Annotated in this window: 12 protein-coding genes; 11 read left to right on the top strand and 1 reads right to left on the bottom strand. The window is 71.0% G+C overall.

The annotated features are described in order from the left end of the window. Positions 1-14: 14 nt before the first annotated feature. Genes ACF08M_RS17050 through ACF08M_RS17040 form a run of 3 tightly spaced genes read left to right on the top strand, consistent with a single transcriptional unit; the run spans position 15 to position 1,160 of the window. Positions 15-215 carry a DUF4244 domain-containing protein gene (locus ACF08M_RS17050; RefSeq protein ID WP_392186046.1) on the top strand — a complete coding sequence of 67 codons (201 nt, stop codon included), beginning with the start codon at positions 15-17 and terminating at the stop codon, positions 213-215. Beyond that, complete coding sequence (locus ACF08M_RS17045) at positions 202-612, top strand: TadE family type IV pilus minor pilin (protein WP_392186045.1); 411 nt, start codon at positions 202-204, stop codon at positions 610-612. The genes ACF08M_RS17050 and ACF08M_RS17045 overlap by 14 nt, the downstream gene beginning before the upstream one ends. Further along, complete coding sequence (locus tag ACF08M_RS17040; protein WP_392186044.1) at positions 609-1,160, top strand: Rv3654c family TadE-like protein; 552 nt, start codon at positions 609-611, stop codon at positions 1,158-1,160. The genes ACF08M_RS17045 and ACF08M_RS17040 overlap by 4 nt, the downstream gene beginning before the upstream one ends. Here ACF08M_RS17040 and ACF08M_RS17035 read toward each other — a convergent pair. Further along, on the bottom strand, positions 1,042-3,579 hold the full coding sequence (locus ACF08M_RS17035; RefSeq protein ID WP_392186043.1) for a DEAD/DEAH box helicase: 2,538 nt from the start codon (positions 3,577-3,579) through the stop codon (positions 1,042-1,044). The two genes, ACF08M_RS17040 and ACF08M_RS17035, sit on opposite strands and share 119 nt — an antisense overlap. A 78-nt stretch (positions 3,580-3,657) precedes the next feature. On the opposite strand from ACF08M_RS17035, the gene ACF08M_RS17030 reads away from it, so the two are divergent. The 8 genes from ACF08M_RS17030 to tmk all read left to right on the top strand — a co-directional run bounded on the left by ACF08M_RS17030 (position 3,658) and on the right by tmk (position 17,852). Continuing rightward, on the top strand, positions 3,658-4,011 hold the full coding sequence (locus tag ACF08M_RS17030) for an STAS domain-containing protein (RefSeq protein ID WP_003967428.1): 354 nt from the start codon (positions 3,658-3,660) through the stop codon (positions 4,009-4,011). 558 nt (positions 4,012-4,569) lie between these two features. After that, positions 4,570-5,055, top strand: a complete 486-nt coding sequence (locus ACF08M_RS17025; protein WP_392186042.1) for an ATP-binding protein — start codon at positions 4,570-4,572, stop codon at positions 5,053-5,055. 345 nt (positions 5,056-5,400) lie between these two features. Further along, positions 5,401-7,863: a sodium-translocating pyrophosphatase gene (locus ACF08M_RS17020; protein WP_392186041.1), complete on the top strand. Its 2,463-nt coding sequence runs from the start codon at positions 5,401-5,403 to the stop codon at positions 7,861-7,863. Between the two features lie 445 nt (positions 7,864-8,308). After that, positions 8,309-8,932 (top strand): small secreted protein, encoded by a 624-nt coding sequence (locus ACF08M_RS17015; protein WP_392186040.1) that lies wholly within the window; start codon positions 8,309-8,311, stop codon positions 8,930-8,932. A 127-nt stretch (positions 8,933-9,059) separates the two neighbouring features. Then, on the top strand, positions 9,060-10,574 hold the full coding sequence (locus ACF08M_RS17010; RefSeq protein WP_392186039.1) for a methyltransferase: 1,515 nt from the start codon (positions 9,060-9,062) through the stop codon (positions 10,572-10,574). Between the two features lie 401 nt (positions 10,575-10,975). Further along, complete coding sequence (locus tag ACF08M_RS17005) at positions 10,976-11,173, top strand: hypothetical protein (protein WP_389793154.1); 198 nt, start codon at positions 10,976-10,978, stop codon at positions 11,171-11,173. A gap of 336 nt (positions 11,174-11,509) precedes the next feature. Beyond that, positions 11,510-14,377, top strand: coding sequence for a type I DNA topoisomerase (gene topA, locus ACF08M_RS17000; protein ID WP_392186038.1), 2,868 nt, complete (start codon positions 11,510-11,512; stop codon positions 14,375-14,377). 244 nt (positions 14,378-14,621) lie between these two features. Continuing rightward, positions 14,622-17,852 (top strand): dTMP kinase, encoded by a 3,231-nt coding sequence (tmk, locus tag ACF08M_RS16995; RefSeq protein ID WP_392186037.1) that lies wholly within the window; start codon positions 14,622-14,624, stop codon positions 17,850-17,852. Positions 17,853-18,156: the final 304 nt, after the last annotated feature.

Here is an 18,156-nt window from a genome sequence, read left to right as displayed (position 1 = left end):
TCGCGGGGGTTGAAATGGTGCAGCGAATCAGGAACTGGGCGCGGAGCATGGTGCGCCGAGTCCGGTCGGACAACGGAATGACGACGTCCGAATATGCGGTGGGGACGATCGCGGCCTGCGCGTTCGCGGCGGTGCTCTACAAGGTGGTGACCAGCCAGCCGGTCATGTCCGCGCTGCAGTCACTGCTGAAGGACGCACTCGATGCGAAGTTCTAGGAGAAGTTCAGGGGGGTGCGCCGGGGGCCGCTCCGGGACTGCGGGGGGAGGCGGGGACCGGGGCGCGGTGACGGCGGAAGCGGCCATGACGATCCCGGTACTGGTGGTGTTCGCCCTGGCCTTGGTCTGGGCACTGATGGCCGCCTCCGCCCAGATCCGGTGCGTGGACGCGGCCAGGGCCGGGGCGAGGGCGGCGGCCCGGTCGGAACCGGAGCCGCAAGTGCTGGATGCCGCCCGCTCGGCGGCACCCGGCGGGGCCGAAATCACGATGGGGCGGGCAGGGGAGCTGTGGAGGGTACGGGTGGCGGCGCCGATGCCCGGGCTCGGCCCGTTGGCCCTGACGCTCCACGCGGAGGCGGCGGCACTGGCCGAGGACACGGTGGGGGTAACGCCATGACTGTGAGGGGGCGGGGTTCCGTGAGGGCGGCGGTCGGGTGGTATGCCTCGCGTGGGGATCGCGGCGCCGGCCGCGGCCGGCGCCGGAACCACGACCGGGGGCGGGGCAGGGGTCCGGACCTGGGCCCGGCGGGCCGGGACAGGGGGCTGGCGACGGTGTGGGTGGCGATGACCACGGCCACCTTGTGCATGGTGTTCGCGGTTGTGCTGGCGCTCGGGCAGGTGGTGGTTGTGCGGCACCGGGCCGGCGGTGCGGCGGACCTGGCGGCTCTGGCCGCGGCCGACCGGGCCCTGCAGGGGACCCGGGAGTCATGCGCGGCGGCCAGGGAGGTGGCCGCGGCACAAGGGGCCGTGGTGGTCCGGTGCACGGTGCGCGGCGAGGTCGCCGATGTGACGGCCCGGGTGCGTTTCGGGCCGTATGGGCCGGCGGTCAGGTCCCGGGCAGGCCCTCCGGTGGCCGTTCCTGGCCCTCCGGAGCCGCCGCCTCCGACGGTTCCGGAGAGCCTGGCTCCCCAGGGGCAGGCGGAGCGGATCGGAGGAGTTCGCTGAGGAGACGCACGGCGCCGCGTTTGTGCAGTGGGTCGTTGCCGTTGCCGCACTTGGGGGACTGGATGCAGGACGGGCAGCCCGCCTCGCATTCGCAGGACGCGATGGCCTGACGGGTCGCGGTCAGCCAGGTACGGGCGGTGTGGAAGGCCCGCTCGGCGAATCCGGCGCCGCCCGGATGGCCGTCGTACACGAAGACCGTGGGCAGCAGCGTGTCCGGGTGCAACGGCACGGAGACACCACCGATGTCCCATCGGTCGCAGGTGGCGAAGAGCGGGAGCATCCCGATCGACGCGTGTTCGGCGGCGTGCAGGGCACCGCCCAGGATCTCCGGGTTGATGCGGGCGGCGTCGAGCTGGTCCTGCGTGACCGTCCACCACACGGCGCGCGTGCGCAGAGTGCGGGGCGGCAGATCCAGTTTGGTCTCGCCGAGCACCTCGCCGGTGATCAGTTTGCGACGCAGGAAGGAGACGACCTGGTTGGTGACTTCCACGGAGCCGTAGCAGAGACGTCCGTCACCCCATGGGATCTCGGTGTCGGTCTCCAGGACGGCGATGGCCGTGGTGTCGCGCGCGGTCGTCGAGTACGGCGGGCTCGCCTCCTCGACCAGGGCCACCGAATCCTCCAGATCCAGCTCCCGGACCAGATAGGTGCGGCCCTGGTGGAGGTGGACGGCGCCTTCATGGACGGCGGTGTGCGAGGCGGCCTCGTCGACGGTTCCCAGCAGCCGGCCGGTGCCCTCCTCGACGATCTGGACGGGGCGGCCGCCCTCGCCCCGGATATCGGTGAGGTCGGCGGCGCGCTCCCGGCGGGTCCAGTGCCAGCCGGACGCCCGCCTGCGGAGCAGCTTCGCGGCCTCCAGCTGGGGCAGCAGTCCGCCCGCGGCCGGACCGAAGAGTTCCAGATCCGGTTCGGTGAGCGGGAGCTCCGCAGCGGCGGCGCACAGGTGCGGAGCGAGGACGTACGGGTTGTCCGGGTCGAGGACCGTCGATTCCACGGGCTGCTGGAACAGCGCCTCGGGGTGATGGACGAGGAAGGTGTCCAGTGGGTCGTCGCGGGCGACCAGGACTGCCAGGGCGCCCTGGCCGGAGCGTCCGGCACGGCCCGCCTGCTGCCACAGCGACGCCCTGGTGCCGGGGTAGCCGGCGATGACGACGGCGTCCAGGCCGGACACGTCGACGCCGAGTTCGAGGGCGGTGGTGGCGGCCAGGCCGAGCAGCCGGCCGGAGTGCAGGGCGCGCTCCAGGGCGCGGCGCTCCTCGGGGAGATATCCCCCGCGGTAGGCGGCGACCCGGGCGGGCAGGGAGCGGTCCACCTCGGCGAGGCGTTCCTTGGCGATGACGGAGATCAGCTCGGCGCCTCGCCGGGAGCGCACGAAGGCGACCGAGCGGATGCCCTGGACGGTCAGATCGGTGAGGAGGTCGGCGGTTTCGGCGGTGGCGGTACGGCGGACGGGCGCGCCCTTCTCGCCGTGCAGTTCGGTCAGGGGTGGCTCCCACAGGGCGAAGACCAGTTCGCCGCGGGGCGAGGCGTCGTCGGCGACCTCCTGGACCGGGAGACCGGTGAGGCGGCCCGCCGCGACGGAGGGCTCCGCCGCGGTGGCGGAGGCGAGGAGGAAGACGGGATGCGCTCCGTAGCGGGCGCAGAGGCGGCGCAGCCGACGCACCACCTGGGCGACGTGGGAGCCGAAGACACCCCGGTAGGTGTGGCACTCGTCGATGACGACATAGCGCAGAGCGCGCAGGAAGGAGGACCAGCGGGGGTGGGACGGGAGTATCCCGCGGTGCAGCATGTCGGGGTTGGTCAGGACGTAGTTGGCGTACTGGCGCACCCATTCGCGTTCCTCGACGGGGGTGTCGCCGTCGTACACCGCGGGTCTGATGGCGTTGCCGAGCGGTGCCGCGAGTTCCTTCACCGCGCGCCTCTGATCGGCGGCCAGGGCCTTGGTGGGGGCGAGATACAGGGCGGTCGAGCCACGGCCGTTCGGGGCCTCGGAGCCGTCGAGCAGGGCGGTGAGCACCGGGGCGAGGTAGGCGAGCGACTTGCCGGACGCCGTGCCCGTGGCGATGATCACGGATTCGCCGTCCAGGGCATGCTCGGCGGCGGCCGCCTGATGCGCCCACGGGTGGTCGATTCCGGCCTTCTGGATCGCAGCGATCACTTCTGGCCGGATGCGATCGGGCCAGATGGCATGGGTGCCCGCATGCGGGGGCAAGTGCTCCGTATGAGTGATGCGCGCGGACCGGCCCGCCACTGCGACGAGCCGGTCGAGGACCATGGCGGGAGAGGGGCGGGAGTCCCTGTTCTCGGCTGGTCGACTGGGGCGGTGATTCTTGGCCATCGGCACCGAGTGTGTCACTGGCGTGACGGACAATGGTCCCAAGGCGTCGTGCATGGCTGCTGGTAAGTGATTGAATGCCATCGCGGCTGGCGATCCGTCCCCCGGCTCCGCCGGGGAGACCGAGGGGCGACCGCTCGATAGCAAGGTGCTGGAGGATCCGTGGACCTGTCCTTGTCGACTCGCAATGTGTCCGGCCCTGGTGGCGACCGTACGGTCGTCGAGGTCGGTGGCGAGATTGATGTGTATACCGCGCCCAAGCTGCGCGAGCAGTTGGTCGAGTTGGTGAATGACGGCAGCTACCACCTGGTTGTCGACATGGAAGGCGTCGACTTCCTCGACTCCACCGGCCTCGGCGTGCTCGTGGGCGGCCTGAAGCGTGTCCGGGCCCACGAGGGCTCGCTGCGCCTGGTCTGCAACCAGGAGCGCATTCTCAAGATTTTCCGGATCACTGGTCTGACCAAGGTGTTCCCGATTCACACCACGGTCGACGAGGCCGTGGCGGCCACCGACTGACGGCCGGTCCGCGGTCCGACCAGTGGCCGGTGTACCGGCAGTCGTGACGGGCGGCCGGTACGGCGCAGGTGGGCCCGAACGGCCGATTGCCGCAGTCAGGCAGTCGGCCGGACAGCCGGTACCGGCGGCCGGGAGACCGGACAGCCGGTGCTCCGGTTGCCGGGCAGTCGGTCGGCGTCCGGTCGGTTGCCGGTAGGCGGCGTCCGGTGGGCCGATGGGCGGCAGGTTGCCTGTCGGCTGTTCGCCTGCCGACCGGTGTCGGTCGGCCGCTGCCGTTCGGCCGTCCGCCATTCGGCCGGTCCGAATTGGTCCGTCCGGCCGTCGGGAGTCCGTCCGGCCATCGGCAGACGGACGTCAGTGGGTCGACTGCCCGGCGGCCGACGACCGGATCGGCCGGTCGGCTGGTTCGTCGGTTCCGGGACAAGTTCGGAAGAAGTTCGGGAACAGTCCGAATGAAGGCCGGAAGAAAACCGAAGAAGAACCGGAATGAAGAGCCGGGGTGTCGGGCAGTGTGCCCGGGTCCCCGGGACGCAAGCCCGTACGTCTGAGGGGGATCGCATGGCCACCGTTGAACTCCGCTTCAGCGCCCAGCCCGAACACGTCAGGACGGCCCGCCTCGTGGCAGCCGCCGTGGCGCGCCGGGCGGGGGTCGATGAAGCCGTGCTCGACGAGGTCAGGCTTGCCGTCGGTGAAGCCTGCAGCCGCGCGGTCGGGCTGCACCGCAGTCATGGCATCGCCGCTCCCGTCTCGGTCGTGCTGATCGAGGAGGAGAAGTCCTTCTCCATCGAGGTCGGCGACGAGGTGCCCGGACCGGGTGCCGAGCCCGAACCCGTTCCCGGATCCGCCGGAGCCGCCGCGACACGCGGCGCCACGCCCGGCGTGGGGCTCGATGGGCCGGATTCCGAGGCCGACGTCGACGGTGAGGACGAGATGGGTCTCGCGGTCATCAGCGGCCTCGTCGACGATGTGGAAGTCAGATCGGGAGCCAACGGCGGAGTGATCCGCATGAGCTGGCCGAAGGCGCCTGTGACAGTGCTGCCCTGAGGCGCCGCAGACGTCACGAACGGCCCGCCGGCCCCGATTCCTTCGGGCCCCACGACCCGTTCTCGACCCGTCCGCGACCTGTCCCCGCCCCGCGCTCGACCCGTCCCGATCAATTTCTTGATCCGTCTTTTGAGGCCCTGCTGAGCAGGGCCTTTTTCATTTCTGTGTGATCATTGATCTACGGAAAATGTATCTGCCCCATTACTGCATTCGGGTCGATCCATGGCCGCGATCATTTACCGATGCGCCCATGAAGGTCAATTACATTTACCGCACACTGTTTTGATCGGCTTCCGCTCCTTACAATCCGTCCACGTCTTGAGCGCTGAGCGTCAAGGAGGACGTATGGCGGAGTTCTTCAACACCCCAATGGCAGGACTGACGCAAGATTCCGCACTTTCCACACCTTCCGGCCGGCCCGCATCTCTCGCGGCCGCGGTGCTCACCGATGACAATCGCGTCATCGTGGCCGTCGTCGCGGTCGTTGCCGTTGCCGCACTGGTCGTCGCCCGGTTGCTGGTGCGTCAGGTGCTGGCGGCCGGTGAGGGCACCGGCCGCATGAAGGAGATCGCGGCCGCCGTCCAGGAAGGCGCGAACGCCTATCTGGCCCGGCAGCTGCGCACCGTCGGCATCTTTGCCGTCGTGGTGTTCTTCCTGCTTCTGCTGCTTCCGGCCGACAACTGGTCGCAGCGCGCGGGCCGTTCTTTGTTCTTCCTGGTGGGCGCGCTTTTCTCGGCGGTCACCGGATACATCGGGATGCGGCTCGCCGTACGCAGTAATGTCCGTGTGGCCGCCGCCGCGCGCGAGGCGACTCCGGCGGAAGGCGAACCCGAAAAAGATCTCACCGCCGTCTCGCACAAGGCGATGAAGATCGCTTTTCGCACGGGTGGCGTGGTCGGCATGATCACCGTGGGCCTCGGCCTGCTCGGGGCCTCCTGTGTCGTCCTCGCCTACGCCGCCGACGCTCCGAAGGTGCTGGAGGGCTTCGGCCTCGGGGCCGCGCTGATCGCCATGTTCATGAGGGTCGGCGGCGGTATTTTCACCAAGGCCGCGGACGTCGGCGCCGACCTCGTCGGCAAGGTGGAGCAGGGCATCCCGGAGGACGACCCGCGCAACGCCGCCACCATCGCCGACAACGTGGGCGACAACGTCGGCGACTGCGCGGGCATGGCCGCCGATCTCTTCGAGTCGTACGCCGTGACGCTCGTTGCCGCGCTCATCCTCGGCACGGCCGCCTTCGGCGATGCCGGGCTGGCCTTCCCGCTGATCGTTCCGGCGATCGGCGTGGTCACCGCGATGATCGGGATCTTCGCGGTTGCCCCGAGGCGCGCCGACCGCAGTGGGATGACCGCCATCAACCGCGGATTCTTCATCTCCGCGGTGATCTCGCTCGTCCTGGTGGCCGTGGGCGTCTTCGTCTACCTGCCGTCCTCGTACGCGGATCTGGCCGGTGTCACCGACAGCGCCATCGCCTCGCACGACGGCGACCCGCGGGTCTTCGCCCTGGTCGCCGTCGCCATCGGCATCGTGCTGGCGGCACTGATCCAGCAGCTGACCGGCTACTTCACCGAGACCGGCCGACGCCCCGTCAGGGACATCGGCAAGTCCTCACTGACCGGCCCGGCCACCGTCGTGCTCGCCGGTATCTCCATCGGTCTGGAGTCCGCCGTCTACACGGCGCTGCTGATCGGCCTGGCCGTCTACGGGGCGTTCCTGCTCGGTGGGACGTCGATCATGCTGGCGCTCTTCGCGGTGGCCCTGGCGGGGACCGGGCTGCTCACCACCGTCGGTGTCATCGTTGCCATGGACACCTTCGGCCCGGTCTCCGACAACGCGCAGGGCATCGCGGAGATGTCCGGCGACGTCACCGGCGCCGGTGCTCAGGTCCTCACGGACCTGGACGCCGTCGGCAACACCACCAAGGCCATCACCAAGGGCATCGCCATTGCCACCGCCGTACTGGCGGCGTCGGCGCTGTTCGGCTCGTACCGCGACGCGATCGCCACCGCCGTCACCGACGTGGGGGCCAAGGCCGGGGAGATGACACTCAGCCTGGACATCTCGCAGCCCAACAACCTGGTGGGCCTGATCCTCGGTGCCGGGGTCGTCTTCCTCTTCTCCGGGCTCGCGATCAACGCGGTCTCCCGGTCCGCCGGATCCGTGGTCTACGAGGTGCGACGGCAGTTCAGCGAGCACCCGGGGATCATGGACTACAGCGAGAAACCGGAGTACGGGCGCGTCGTCGACATCTGCACCAAGGACGCCCTGCGCGAACTCGCCACGCCCGGCCTGCTCGCCGTCCTGGCGCCGATCGCCGTCGGGTTCACGCTCGGTGTCGGGGCGCTCGGTTCGTATCTCGCGGGCGCCATCGGTACCGGCACGCTGATGGCGGTGTTCCTCGCCAATTCCGGTGGTGCGTGGGACAACGCCAAGAAGCTCGTCGAGGACGGCCATTACGGCGGCAAGGGCAGCGAGGCCCATGCCGCGACCGTCATCGGTGACACGGTCGGCGACCCGTTCAAGGACACGGCGGGACCGGCGATCAACCCCCTGCTCAAGGTGATGAACCTGGTCGCGCTGCTCATCGCCCCGGCGGTGGTGCAGTTCAGCTATGGGCAGGACGCGAGCGCCGGCGTCCGGGCGGTGGTCGCGGTGCTCGCCGTCGCCGTCATCATCGGCGCCGTCTACGCCTCCAAACGGCGCGGAGTCGCCGTGAGGGACGAGAAGGGGTCCGGCGGCGAGCCCGGTGGCAGGGCCGGTGACGGTGGCAGGCCCGCCGAGTCGCCCGGTGAGGCGGCCGTTTCGTGACGCGGTGACGGAAAGGCCGGCAGCAGGCGGGAAAGGCGCAAGGAGGGTGGCGGTACGTAGCCGGCCTCGTCCGGCAACCGGGCGCGCGACGCACTCTGGTGTGTCGTCCGCCCGGTTGTTCCATCCGGTCGTCCGTCGGCGATACCGCAGTCGATGCCCCGACACGCCGATGCCCCGATGCCCCGATGCCCCGACACGCCGATGCCCCGGCACGCCGGTACGCCGGTACGCCGGTACGCCAACCGGTACACCTGCCCGTGTGTGCACTCGTACGGATGTTCATCTGTACGGAGAGTTACGGGGAGCCGTATGGGTGAGCTGTATCTCCCTCGTCTCCCTTGGTGCAAATGGCTACAAAAGGTAACTCATCGGACGCCCGGCACCCGGATGGGCGGCGCCCGACGTGTAAGTTCCGGGGCCGAGAGCCTTGGAAGGGACCGATCCGGTGAACAAGAAGCTTGCGGCCGCGCTGTCCGGCGGTGCGGTACTGGTATTGACGCTGTCGGGCTGCAGCAGCGACGACAAGAGCGACAAGGTGAACGCCTGGTCCAAGAAGGTCTGTGACCAGGTCCAGCCCCAACTGCAGAAGATCGCGAACGCCAACGCCGCCATCCAGCAGCAGACCGCGGACAACAGCAAGCCTGCCGACGTCCAGAAGACCGACTCGGCCGCCTTCCAGCAGATCTCGCAGGCGTACAAGGCACTGGGCACGGCTGTCGACTCGGCGGGCGCGCCGCCGGTCGACGGCGGCGAGACCACGCACAAGGAGGCCGTGAAGGAGCTCAACACCTCCTCCGCGGCGTACGCGAACCTGCAGAAGAAGATCGACGCCCTCGACACGAAGGACCAGGCGAAGTTCGCCGACGGTCTCAAGGGTATCGCGGACGAGCTGAACAAGATCAGCACCAGCGGTGACGAGGCGCTGAAGAAGCTCCAGTCCGGCGAGGTCGGCACCGCGATGGCGAAGCAGAAGGGCTGTCAGAAGCCGACGGCATCGGTGGCCCCGGGCACCTCTTCTCCGAAGCCGGGTGCCCCGTCGCCGTCGACCTCGCCCAGCAAGGAGTCGTGACCGAACGGCTGCGGCAGCCGTAGCCGAAACGGCGGGTGCGGCGATCGCCACCGTCGTACGTGTGCCCGGCGGCCCCGGTGGGTGCCGGGCCGCTGCCGCTGTCAGCGGGAGCGGCCACAATGAATGGGTGAGTACGACCAGTCTCCCCGCGCCCGACCGTTCGCCCCGGCTCCGCGAAGCCCTGCTCGCCGCCGCCTTCACCGCCGACGGGCTCCTCGACCTGCTCGGTGCCCCCGCCTACGCCGCGCTCGCCCGCAGCGAGACGGTCCCGGCGCTGCGGGCCACCCGGGGCGGCTCCCCGCTCGACACACTGGTGCGGCTCTTCCTGCTCCAGCATCCCGTCCCGCACGAGCGGGCCCGCGCCGCGCTCCCCCTGGCCGAGTGCGTCGAGGACGGCTGGGTGACGCACACCGCCGACGAGGTGCGGGCCACGGTCGACGTGCGTCCGTACAGCGGGCCCGAGGGGCAGGACTGGTACATCGTCTCGGACCTGGGCTGCGCGGTCGGCGGTGCGGGCGGCATCGGTTCCCGCGAGGAGGGCGTGGTCCTCGGCGTCGGCGGGGCGTCCACCACGCTCGCCGGGATCACCGTCCGCACGCCTGTCGCCACCGCGCTCGATGTCGGTACGGGCTCCGGCATCCAGGCGCTGCACGCCTCGCAGCACGCCACCCAGGTCACGGCCACCGACCTCAACCCGCGAGCGCTGGACTTCACCCGGCTGACGCTCGCCCTCTCCGGCGCCCCCGCGGCCGATCTGCGTCAGGGCTCTCTGTACGAGCCGGTCGGTACGGAGACGTACGACCTGATCGTCTCCAACCCGCCGTTCGTCATCTCGCCCGGTGCCCGTCTCACCTACCGCGACGGCGGCATGGGCGGCGACGATCTGTGCCGGACCCTGGTGCAGCAGGCGGGCGACCGGTTGAACGAAGGCGGATATGCCCATTTCCTCGCCAACTGGCAGCACGTCGAGGGCGAGGAGTGGCAGAACCGCCTGAGTTCCTGGGTGCCGCACGGCTGCGACGCCTGGATCGTGCAGCGCGAGGTCCAGGACGTCACGCAGTACGCGGAGCTGTGGCTGCGCGACAGCGGCGACCACCGTACGGACCCCGCCGAGTACACCGCGCGGTACGACGCCTGGCTGGATGAGTTCGAGGCCCGCAAGACCAAGGGGGTCGGCTTCGGCTGGATCACCCTGCGGAAGTCCGCCGCGGCTGCCGCCGGGAACCCGTCCGTCGTGATCGAGGAGTGGCCGCACGCGGTGGAGCAGCCGCTCGGAACGGCCGTTCAGGCCCACTTCGACCGTCAGGACTACCTCCGCGAACAGGATGACGCGGCGCTCCTGGCCGGGCACTTCACCCTTGCCGCCGAAGTCGTACAGGAACAGGTCGGGCTCCCGGGTGCGGAGGATCCGGAACACGTGGTGCTCCGTCAGAACCGCGGCATGCGGCGGGCGACGAAGGTCGACGCCGTCGGCGCCGGCTTCGCGGGCGTGTGCGACGGGACGCTGCCCGCGGGCCGGATCCTGGACGCGATCGCCCAGTTGATGAACGAGGACCCGGTGCTGCTGCGCGACCGTACCCCGCAGGCGATCCGGCTGCTGGTGGAGGAGGGGTTCCTGGAGCCGGGTCCGCCGGCGGGCTGATCGCGGTGGCGTGGTCCGGGGCGGGACGGCAGCCGCTGCCGCCGCCCCGCCGTATCTGGGGTGTCCGCCCGGGTGGCTCCGTTCCGGTTCGGGTGCGTACCGCCGTGCGTCGCGTACCGCTGTACGCAATGAATGGGCTCGCCATCAGCGGCTCGACGCCCACCGCCACCGGGCCGCCGCGAGGGATGCGGATTCCGGTTGGCTCACCGGCTGGTTCACCGGTTGGCTCACCGGGACGGTTCTGATCCTGGGACATCGGCCTCGTGTTCCCGGGTGCGTGAATCCGGCCATTCACCCGGGGTTCGCGTCCACGACGCCCTGGGGTGGCAGCCTCCGCAGGACCGGACCGTGCCGGGCCGGCGCGGATCCCCGGCCGGGCGGGTACAGGGAGGCGTACGGGCATGGAGAGCGGACCTGCGGTCTTCGCCGGAACGGCGTTCGCGCTGTTCGGCGCCGCGCTGCTGCTGTGGACGGGGGCGCGCGTGCTGCACCGCGCGCCGGTGGCACACGGTGTGAGCCCCATCGCTTCCGCCACTCTCGCCACTGTGTTCGGCGTACTTTTTCTCGTCCTCGGTGTGTGGTGCTTCACCCGCATCTGATCCACTCCCCACCGGACCCGGCCGGACCGCGGGACCCGGCGGTCACGTCGGAGAACACGCCCGGAGCGCCCGAGCGCCCGGCCGCCGGGAGGCCGGCTCCACGATGCCGCCACAGCACCCGGGAACCCGCAGGCAGCGGCTGTGCGCACGGGAGAGCGGGCAGTCCGGGCGGCAGGAATGGCGGAAGTCGGGTTACCGTTCGAGTGGCCGTTGCGGGCTTTTGCCGTTTGACACGGGGGCGGGTTGTACCGTCACACTCCGCAGCGACAGCACCGTCGGCAGCGCCATCGCGCTGCGCGGATGCCCACTGAGTGTCGACCGGAGAGAAGAGCGAAGTTGTCCCCGACCAGCGAGACCGCACAGGGCGGCCGCCGACTCGTCATCGTCGAGTCGCCTGCCAAGGCGAAGACGATCAAGGGGTACCTCGGCCCCGGATACGTCGTCGAGGCGAGCGTCGGGCACATCCGCGACCTGCCGAACGGCGCCGCAGAAGTCCCTGACGAGTACACCGGCGAGGTCCGTCGGCTCGGCGTCGACGTCGAGCATGACTTCCAGCCCGTCTATGTCGTCAACGCGGACAAGAAGGCGCAGGTCAGGAAGCTCAAGCAGCTGCTGGCCGAGTCCGACGAACTCTTCCTCGCCACCGATGAGGACCGCGAGGGCGAAGCCATCGCGTGGCACCTGCAGGAAGTCCTGAAACCCAAGGTCCCGGTCCACCGGATGGTGTTCCACGAAATCACCAAGGACGCGATCCGGGCCGCCGTCGCCAACCCGCGCGAGCTCAACCAGCGCATGGTCGACGCCCAGGAGACCCGCCGTATCCTCGACCGCCTCTACGGCTACGAGGTCTCGCCGGTCCTGTGGAAGAAGGTCATGCCGCGTCTGTCGGCCGGGCGTGTCCAGTCCGTGGCGACCCGTCTCGTCGTCGAGCGGGAGCGCGAGCGCATCGCCTTCCGTTCCGCCGAGTACTGGGACCTCACCGGCACCTTCGCCACCGGCCGCCCCGGTGACATCTCCGACCCGTCGGCCCTTGCCGCCCGTCTCAGCACGGTCGACGGCCGCCGCATCGCCCAGGGCCGCGACTTCGGTCCGGACGGGCAGCTGAAGCCGGGCTCGGGCCAGGTGCTGCACCTGGACGAGACGAACGCCCATGCCCTGGCCGCCGCGCTCGCCGACGCCACGTTCGCCGTACGGTCCGTCGAGTCGAAGCCGTACCGCCGCTCCCCGTACGCCCCCTTCCGGACGACGACCCTCCAGCAGGAGGCGAGCCGGAAGCTCGGTTTCGGGGCCAAGGCCACCATGCAGGTCGCGCAGAAGCTGTACGAGAACGGCTTCATCACCTACATGCGTACCGACTCCACGACCCTCTCGGACACCGCGGTCTCCGCGGCCCGGACGCAGGTCACCCAGCTCTACGGCGCCGACTACCTGCCGGACAAGCCGCGCACGTACGCCGGGAAGGTCAAGAACGCGCAGGAGGCGCACGAGGCGATCCGCCCCTCCGGCGACCGCTTCCGCACCCCCGCCGAGACCGGCCTCACCGGCGACCAGTTCCGGCTCTACGAGCTGATCTGGAAGCGGACCGTCGCCTCCCAGATGAAGGACGCGGTCGGCAACTCCGTCACCGTCAAGATCGGTGGCCGGGCGAGCGACGGCCGCGATGCCGAGTTCTCCGCGTCCGGCAAGACGATCACCTTCCACGGCTTCATGAAGGCGTACGTCGAAGGTGCCGACGACCCGAACGCCGAGCTCGACGACCGCGAGCGGCGCCTCCCGCAGGTCGCCGAGGGCGACGCGCTGTCCGCCGAGGAGATCTCGGCCGACGGCCACGCCACCAAACCGCCGGCCCGCTACACCGAGGCCTCGCTGGTCAAGGAGCTCGAAGAGCGTGAGATCGGCCGCCCGTCGACGTACGCCTCGATCATCGGCACGATCCTGGACCGCGGCTACGTCTTCAAGAAGGGCACGGCGCTCGTGCCGTCCTTCCTCTCCTTCGCCGTGGTCAACCTGCTGGAGAAGCACTTCGGCCGGCTCGTCGACTACGACTTCACCGCGAAGATGGAGGACGATCTCGACCGGATCGCGCGGGGCGAGGCCCAGGCCGTGCCGTGGCTGAAGCGCTTCTACTTCGGCGCGGGCGACGACGACACGGCAGGAGCGGGCGCGGCCTCCGACGCGGGCAATGGCGACGGTGACCACCTCGGCGGTCTGAAGGAGCTCGTCACCGACCTCGGCGCGATCGACGCGCGGGAGATCTCCTCGTTCCCCGTCGGCAACGACATCAAGCTCCGCGTCGGCCGGTACGGCCCATACATCGAGCGCGGCGAGAAGGATTCCGAGGGCCACCAGCGCGCGGACGTGCCGGAGGACCTGGCACCCGACGAACTGTCCGTCGAGTACGCGGAGGAGCTGCTGGCCAGGCCGAGCGGCGACTTCGAGCTCGGTGCGGACCCGATCACCGGGCACCAGATCATCGCCAAGGACGGCCGGTACGGTCCGTACGTCACCGAGGTGCTGCCCGAGGGCACCCCGAAGACCGGCAAGAACGCGGTGAAGCCGCGGACGGCCTCGCTCTTCAAGTCCATGTCGCTGGACACGGTGACGCTGGCCGACGCGCTCAAGCTGATGTCGCTGCCGCGTGTCGTCGGCGAGGACGCCGAGGGCGTCGAGATCACCGCGCAGAACGGCCGCTACGGCCCGTACCTGAAGAAGGGCACGGACTCGCGTTCGCTGACCTCCGAGGATCAGCTCTTCGACATCACCCTCGAAGAAGCCCTCGCGATCTATGCCCAGCCCAAGCAGCGCGGCCGCGCCGCCGCCAAGCCGCCGCTGAAGGAACTGGGCACCGATCCGGTCAGCGGGGCTCCGGTCGTGGTCAAGGACGGGCGCTTCGGCCCGTATGTCACCGACGGCGAGACCAACGCGACGCTGCGGACCGGCGACAGTGTCGAGACCATCACGCCGGAGCGCGGCTACGAGCTGCTCGCGGAGAAGCGCGCCAAGGTGCCCGCCAAGAAGAAGACGGCGAAGAAGGCCCCCGCCAAGAAGGCCCCGGCCAAGAAGGCGACCGCGAAGAAGACGACCACCGCGAAGAAGGCGACGGCCAAGAAGACCGCGGCGAAGAAGACGACCACCGCGAAGAAGGCGGCGGCCAAGAAGACGACCGCGGCGAAGAAGACGGCCGGGGCGTCCGTGGAGGACTGACCGTACGACCGATCGCCGGAGGGGCCCGGTCCGCCGGACCCTCCGGCGATCGCGTATCCGGGGCGGGCGCGCGGGACGGGTGCGGAGATCGCCTGCGGCAGGCCTGTCCCCCGTCCGCTCCTCCCCGAAACGGGGGCTCCGCCGGGGCTCCGCGCGTCAAACGCCGAGGGGCCTGGGTACCCCGGGCGACTGTATGTTCGGGCGGGGCCTCCGGGGACCCCGCCGCTCCGGATAGGCTGGGCGGATGACGCGAGCCGAGCAGCCAACGGTCGTGAGCCCCACCTCCGACACACTTGCCGCAGACTCACGCGAGCGCGCCGTACGAGCCCTGTTGCGTGTTCCACCGCTGAAGCGGCTGTGGAGCGCCCAGCTCGTCGGCAGTATCGGCGATGCACTCGCCCTTCTCGTGCTGGTGCTGATGTCGCTGCAAGCGGCGGTCCTGGAGGGCTCATTCGGAGCCGGGTACCGAGGGGCGGCGTTTGCCGTCGCCGCGGTGTTCGGTGCCCGGATTCTTGCCACCCTGCTCTTCGGAGCCGTACTTCTGGGGCCGCTGACGACGCTCACCGCGCCCGGAGGGCCGCTGGACCGGCGGTGGCTGATGATCGGGACGGACGGGCTGCGGCTCGCGCTGCTGGTCGTCGCACCCCTGTGGATCGACTGGATGCCCGACAAGGCACTCATGATGATCCTCATCACCGTCTTCGTCGTCGGCGCCGCCGAACGCCTGTGGACGGTCGCCAAGGACGGAGCCGCCCCCGCGCTGCTGCCCGCCCCGCCCCCCGAGGGCGCCGCGGTCCGCCCGCTGCCCGACCGCCTCGACGCGCTGCGCCGACTCTCCCTCCGTACCGATTTCGCCGCCATTCCGGCCGCCGCGACCGCCCTGCTGATCGCCACGCTCGTCGGCAATCTGCTGGGCTCGGGTCTGGAGTGGTTCTCGCTCCACCAGGCGGCCCTCGGCTCGTACGTCGCGGCCGGGCTCTTCTCGGCCTCGATCTCCACCCTGTACTTCCTGGAACTGCCCGGCACGCAGACACCCCGCCCGCGCTCGCCACTGGAGGGCCTGCGCCGGCCGTCGGCTGGCAGCGGACCCGACAAGGGCCGCACCGGAGCCGTACCACTGCTCGTCGGCGCCTCGGCCGCCGTCGCCGGAGCCATCGCGGCAGCAGCCGCCGCCGCCGTACTGCACGCCGCCGAGCTGGGGGGCGGGCCCGCCACCTTCGCCCTGCTGGTCCTCGGCCTGACCGGCGCCACGGGTGTCGGTATCCGTACCGCGGGGAAGGTGCTGCCCGCGCTGTCGCGGCGCCGGCTGCTCGCGCTGGCCATCGCCGTCACCGGCATCGCACTCCTCGTCATGGGCCTCGTGCCGGACACGGCGACCGTGCTGATGATCGCGGTGCTCGCCGGATACGCGGCCGGTGTCGCCGCCGGCACCGGTCATGTCCTGGTCGACCAGGAGACCGAGGCGTTCCGCCGGGCCAGGACCACGGAGCACCTCCAGGCCGTCGTACGGGTCCTCGTCGCGCTCGGCGCGCTCGCGGGCCCGCTGCTGGCCGCCGCGATCGGCACCCACCGGCTGACCTCGGGCGGCTTCGTCTTCGCCCACGGCGGAGCGGCCTTCGCCCTGATGCTGATCGGCGCGCTGCTGCTGCCCGTCGCCGTGATCGTCCTCGCGAAGACGGACGACCGCTCCGGCGTGCCGCTGCGCCGCGATCTGCGCGAGGCGCTGCGCGGTGGCGACCCGGCCGTCGCTCCCGCCGCGACCGGATTCTTCCTCGCCCTGGAGGGCGGCGACGGCGCCGGCAAGTCCACCCAGGTCGAGGCGCTCGCAGAGTGGATCCGGGCCAAGGGCCACGAGGTCGTCGTCACCCGCGAGCCGGGCGCGACCCCCGTCGGCAAGCGGCTGCGCTCGATCCTGCTCGACGTGTCCTCGGCCGGTCTCTCCAACCGGGCGGAGGCACTGCTGTACGCGGCCGACCGCGCCGAGCACGTCGACTCGGTCGTACGTCCGGCGCTGGAGCGCGGCGCGATCGTCATCTCCGACCGTTACATCGATTCGTCCGTCGCCTACCAGGGCGCGGGCCGCGATCTCTCCCCGACCGAGATCGCCCGGATCTCGCGCTGGGCGACGAGCGGACTCGTACCGCATCTGACGGTCCTGCTGGACGTCGACCCGGAGACCGCGCGGGAACGGTTCACCGAGGCGCCCGACCGGCTGGAGTCCGAGCCGCCCGAGTTCCACGCCCGGGTGCGGTCCGGCTTCCTGACGCTGGCCGCGGCCGACCCGACCCGCTACCTGGTGGTGGACGCGGGCCAGGACCCGGAAGCGATCACCACGGTCGTACGCCACCGGCTCGACCAGCTCCTTCCGCTCTCCGAGGCCGAGATCAAGGCCCAGGAGGAGGCGCGCAAGGCCGCCGAGGAAGAGGCCAGGCGCAAGGCCGAGGAAGAGGCGGCCCGCAAGGCCGAGGAGGAGCGGCTGGAGCGCGAGCGGCAGGCACAGCTCGCCAAGCTCCGCGCCGAGGAGGAGGAGCGCAAGCGCCGCGAGCTGGAGGAGGCACGCCGGCGCGAGGCCGAACGCCAGGCCGAGGAAGCCCGGCAGCGCGCCGAGGAAGCCCGCCGTCTGGCCGAGGAGGAGCGGGTCAGGCGAGAGGCCGAGGAAGCGGCCCACGAGGCCGAGCAGGCCAGGCTGCGCAAGCAGGCCGAGGAGGAGGCGCGGCTGCGCAAGGAGGCCGAGGCGCGGCGGCTGGAGAAGCAGCGCAAGGCCGAAGGGGCGCTGCTGCGGGCCGAGGAGGCCCGTCGGCGGGCAGAGGCCGAGGCGGCTGCCGCGGCGGAGTCGGCCCGGGCGGAGGCGGCTGCGGCGGCGTCCGTGCCGGACAACGAGATCACGGTGCCGACCCCGATCGTCAATCCGAACGACATCACACAGCCGGTGCGGGCGCCGGGCACCCCGTCCACGGCCTCGCCTTCCTCCTCGTCCTCGTCCTCGTCCTCGGATGAGGCCGAGACGGCGATGATTCCGAAGGTCCACGACCGCTCGGGCCGCTCGGACCGTTCGGATCGGCCCGAGCGTCCTGGCGCGGCAGGTGCCGCGGGTGCCGCGGACGAGATGGCGGTTCTTCCTCCGGTGCGGGACGTACACGACGCACGGGACGCCAATCCGGCGGACCGGGTTCCGCGGGGCATTTTCCGCGACGAGCGGCCGACGGACTCCGCCCGGGAGAGCGAGAACGAGCGGACGCGCGAGCTTCCGCAGATCGCTGACCCGCACGCGGCCGCTCCGCGGCAGGTTCAGGACCACTGGGACGGTCAGGAACACGGGGAACGGCAGGAGCACCGGAGCCGACGTCCTCGTCCCGACTGGGCCGAGGAGACCCCGCTGGACGATCTGCCGACGCTGGCGGACGAGCTGCTGGGCGAGCGCCGCGACGGCGAGGACCCGGGCTCCTCGGGCCGGGGACGCCGGCCGCGCCGCTGATCGCGGCAGGCTGCCGGGCGGGTCCGCCCGGTAGCCGGACCGCGCCGCAGCCGTTCCCCGTCTCTTCGGGCCCCCGTCCCGCCGGGATTGTCGGACCCGTCCCTCACAATGGGAAGCCGGATCGGGAACCCGGGCCGGGGACACGGGTCCGGAAACCGGGTCCGGGACACTGGTCGGGGAATCGGGTCGGGAATCGGGTCCGGGGCCGGGAGACGGGTCCGGGCCGGGAAGCCGGATCGACAAGCAGCGACACCACAGCCGCGTGACCGCATCGCAGGACAGCCGCGCGGCCGCACACCACCGG

Source organism: Streptomyces sp. NPDC015032, from assembly GCF_043080425.1.
GTDB lineage: Bacteria > Actinomycetota > Actinomycetes > Streptomycetales > Streptomycetaceae > Streptomyces.
Note: the sequence above shows the minus strand (reverse complement) of the source record. Positions and strands in the feature narration are given on the sequence as shown.